Genomic DNA, 3,879 nt, shown 5'->3' with positions numbered 1-3,879 from the left:
CGGATGTTCTGGCGGGCATAGAAGCCGGGGGCCAGCACCTTGACCAGGATCATCGCCAGCAGGCCGAGACTGTAGGCGACCAGGGCGTCACGCGTTCTGAAGACATCGTTGGCAGTGAAAGCCCCATAGTGAAAAAGGCTGGTGATCAGCGGCACGGCGAGCAGGGCGAGTGCGAGGGCCGCCGGCGCGGCCAGCAGAAAGGTCAGGCGCAGGCCCCAGTCGAGCAGTCGCGAGTATTCATCGAGTTGCTCGCGGGCATGGTAGCGGGCCAGCGAGGGCAGCAGCACGGTGCCCAGCGCTGCTCCGAGCATGCCGGCCGGAAACTCCATCAGACGGTCGGCGTAATAGAGCCAGGAGACGCTGCCGGTGCCTAGAAAGGAGGCAAAAATGGTGTTGAGCAGAAGGCTGACCTGAGCCACCGAGACACCGAGCACGGCGGGTGCCATCAGCCGGAAGATGCGTCTGACCCCCTCGTCGCGCAACGTCGGCGAGAATCTCGGCAGCATGCCGATGCGCCTGAGGTAGGGGAGTTGCAGGGCCAGTTGCAGTGCACCACCGATGAACACCGCCCAGCCGAGCGCCATGATCGGCGGGTTGAAATGCGGCGCGGCAAACAGGGCCATCAGAATGAACGAGACGTTGAGCAGGACCGGTGTGAACGCCGGGATGGCGAAGCGGCTCCAGGTATTGAGAATGCCGCCGGCCAGCGCGACCAGCGACATGAAGAGAATGTAGGGGAAGGTGATGCGTGTCAGGTCGACGGTCAGCGCGAACTTGGCCGGGTCGTCGCTGAAGCCCGGTGCCGAGACGTAGACCAGCAGCGGTGCTGCGGCCATGCCGAGCAGGGTCACCACCAGCACGACGAGCAGGAGCAGACTGCTGACACGGTCTACCAGTTGCCTGGTGTCTTCGCTGCCGCGCCGGTTGCGGTACTCGCCAAGCACCGGAACGAAAGCCTGCGAGAAGGCTCCCTCGGCAAACAGGCGGCGCAGCAGGTTGGGGAGCTTGAAGGCGACAAAGAAGGCATCGGTCAGCATCCCGGCTCCGAAGGTGCGCGCGATCACGAAGTCGCGCACGAAGCCGAGAATCCGTGACAACAGGGTCATGCCGCTGACGGTAGCGAGTGTCTTCAGGAGATTCATGATTTATCCGGGTGGCAGCAGGCGCCAAGCCCGTCATCTTAGCCTCTGGACGGCACCAAGCAAAACCTGTCGGGCAGTATCCAACGGCAGCGACGAGGGTGCGCTGTCGCGAGAGGCAGCAGACGGGTGGCTGGCCGGCAGGATAGAATGTTACGGAGGTCGCGTGGCGCCCAGCCACGGCTCATGTGATGCAGCCAGACAGCCTGTCTACTCCTCTTTTTCTCGACAGTCGGCCATCATGCCTGTCTCAAGCGATACCCGGCACGGGCAGTTTTCCGCACCTGGTCGTGCCGTTCGCCAGGCTTGTTCGGGTTGGCGAGCCCATCGCCTTCCGCGTAACGCCCCCATCTTTCCGCGTCGCGCCTTGAGTAGCCGTACAAAGTGCTGCGTCAGTTCCTGCAAAAACTCCGGATGATCCGCAACTCGATCGAAGTCAGCGAGAAAGCCGGGGTGCGCTACCTCCATTTCTCGTCCAACTGGGTGCAGGGGGCGATGCGGATACAGCGCCCCAACGCCCTCGAACTGCCCTACACGCGCGAGATGATGGCTGGTCTGCTGCTGCGGGAAGCGCCGTGGCCACGCGATGCCCTGCTGATCGGGCTTGGCGCCGGATCGCTGGCCAAGTTCATCTACCATCAGCTCCCGGCCGCCCGGATCACGGTCGTCGAGATCGACCCTCAGGTCGAGATCGTCGCGCGCCTGCACTTCGGTCTGCCGGACGATCCGCGACGCTTGCGCGTGCTGATCGCCGATGGCGTCGAATACATGCTTGCGGGGGAGAGTCGCCATGATTGCATGCTGATCGATGGCTTCGACGGCAAGGGTCGTGCCGGCGCACTCGATACCCTGCCTTTCTACCAGGCCTGCCGCGCCCGTCTGAGCGAGCACGGGCTGCTGGCGGTCAACCTGCTTGGTCGCGAGCGCGGATTTCAGGCCAGTGCCGAGCGGATCCGGCAGGCTTTCGAGGGCCGCACGCTGGTTTTTCCCTCATCCGACAGCGGCAACACGATCGCCTTCGCCAACGGCAGCGAGCGGCTTGACGTCAGCCTCGGTGAACTGGTCAGCCGTGCCGAGCAGTGCAAGTTGCAGACCGGCCTCAACCTCATGCCGACCGTTGCCCGCTTGCAGGAGCAAGGCTATCTGCGTCACGATCGGCTCAGTTTCTGACGCGGTGGCGGTCGCTATCGGCTCGCTTCCCTTGCTGCTCTGCTTGCTGCCATCCCGGGTGACCTCAGCCATTTTGATCCAGCCTGCCATCAGGGACACCAGCAGTGCGGTCGGTGCGCCATTGAGGCCCCATGGCAGGCCGGGACCAGACCAGCGGGCGACAAGTGCGGCCGAAACCGCCGCCGTCAGGCTGCCAGCCAGCAGGGTGGGCAATCGCAGATGTGGAATTCCCTGCCGCAGGCAGGGGGACGATTGTCCGCTGACGGGCATGATGCGAATATCGCGGGTATACTCGCGGGCTTGATTCGCGCAACCTCGCCTGGAAACCGCCTAGCCCATGACTGCTGTCGATTCGCCGTCCGTCGTTACCGCCGCGCCACTGGCCGCCAGCTCTCCGGTGACGCTGCCGGCGGCCTGGGCAACGCAGCTCGACTCACGGCTCGCCGCCGGCGAGAGCGTGCTGGCCTGGCTCGAAATCGACCTCGACGCAAGCCTGAGTTTTGCCAGCGGCGTCGTCGTGGTGAGTAGCGAGCGCCTGCTGGTGCACTCGGCTGATGCGGGTGGCTGGCAGAGCTGGGTTTACCGGCCGGGGCTGCTCCTCTCCCGGCGCGATCATTCCGGCGTCGGGACGCTGGAACTGTGCGATGCCGACGGGCGTCTCGCGCACTGGCGTTATACGCTGGGAGCCGACATCGCCGCCGGGCGTCTGGTCGACCACTTCATGCGACAACTGACGTTTCGCGTCACCGGCGAGCTTCCTCCGCCGTCCACCGTCGCGCTCTGCCCGAAGTGCGAAACGCCGCTGCTCGCCGGGCAGGAAGAGTGTCCGTCGTGTAGCAAGGAAATCCACGAGCCGCCTTCGACCTGGACCCTGCTGCGTCTGGGGCGCTTTGCCAAGCCCTACAAGGGGCAACTGTTGGCCGGTTTCGTGCTCTCGCTGCTGACCACCGCCGCCACCCTGGTCGCACCGTATCTGACCATGCCACTGATGGACAAGGTCCTGATCCCCTATCAGAATGGCCAAGCGATCGACCCGGCACTGGTGGCACTCTATCTCTCGGGTCTGCTCGGCTCGTCGCTGGTCGCCTGGGTGCTCGGCTGGGGACGCACCTATATCCTGGCGCTGGTCTCCGAACGCATCGGCGCCGACCTGCGTACGGCGACCTACGAACACCTGCTGAAGCTCTCGCAGGAATATTTCGGTGGCAAGCGGACCGGTGACCTGATGGCGCGCATCGGTTCGGAGACCGATCGCATCAACATCTTCATCTCGCTGCACCTGCTCGATTTCGCCACCGACGTGCTGATGATCGTCATGACCACGGTGATCCTGGTGTCGATCGACCCCTGGCTGGCGGCGGTGACGCTGCTGCCGCTGCCGATCATTGCCTGGCTGATCCACGTCGTGCGCGAGAAGCTGCGTACCGGCTTCGAGCGCGTCGACCGCGTCTGGGCGGAAGTCACCAACGTGCTGGCCGACACCATTCCCGGCATCCGGGTGGTCAAGGCCTTTGCCCAGGAGGCGCGCGAGGCGGCGCGTTTCCGTGCCGCCAATACCCACAACCTCGAG

3 protein-coding genes are annotated in these 3,879 nt (G+C 64.7%); 2 read left to right on the top strand and 1 reads right to left on the bottom strand.

Translation table 11 applies throughout. From position 1 onward, the window contains the following. On the bottom strand, positions 1-1,142 hold a 1,142-nt coding region (gene murJ, locus JNK99_RS02910), incomplete at its 3' end, for a murein biosynthesis integral membrane protein MurJ (protein ID WP_291848359.1). 411 nt (positions 1,143-1,553) lie between these two features. Here murJ and JNK99_RS02905 point away from each other — a divergent pair. Next, positions 1,554-2,309 (top strand): fused MFS/spermidine synthase, encoded by a 756-nt coding sequence (locus JNK99_RS02905; RefSeq protein WP_291848356.1) that lies wholly within the window; start codon positions 1,554-1,556, stop codon positions 2,307-2,309. 337 nt (positions 2,310-2,646) lie between these two features. Then, the coding region (locus tag JNK99_RS02900; RefSeq protein WP_291848354.1) for an ABC transporter transmembrane domain-containing protein at positions 2,647-3,879 on the top strand (1,233 nt) is incomplete at its 3' end.

Source organism: Accumulibacter sp., assembly GCF_016789985.1.
Lineage (GTDB): Bacteria > Pseudomonadota > Gammaproteobacteria > Burkholderiales > Rhodocyclaceae > Accumulibacter.
Note: the sequence above shows the minus strand (reverse complement) of the source record. Positions and strands in the feature narration are given on the sequence as shown.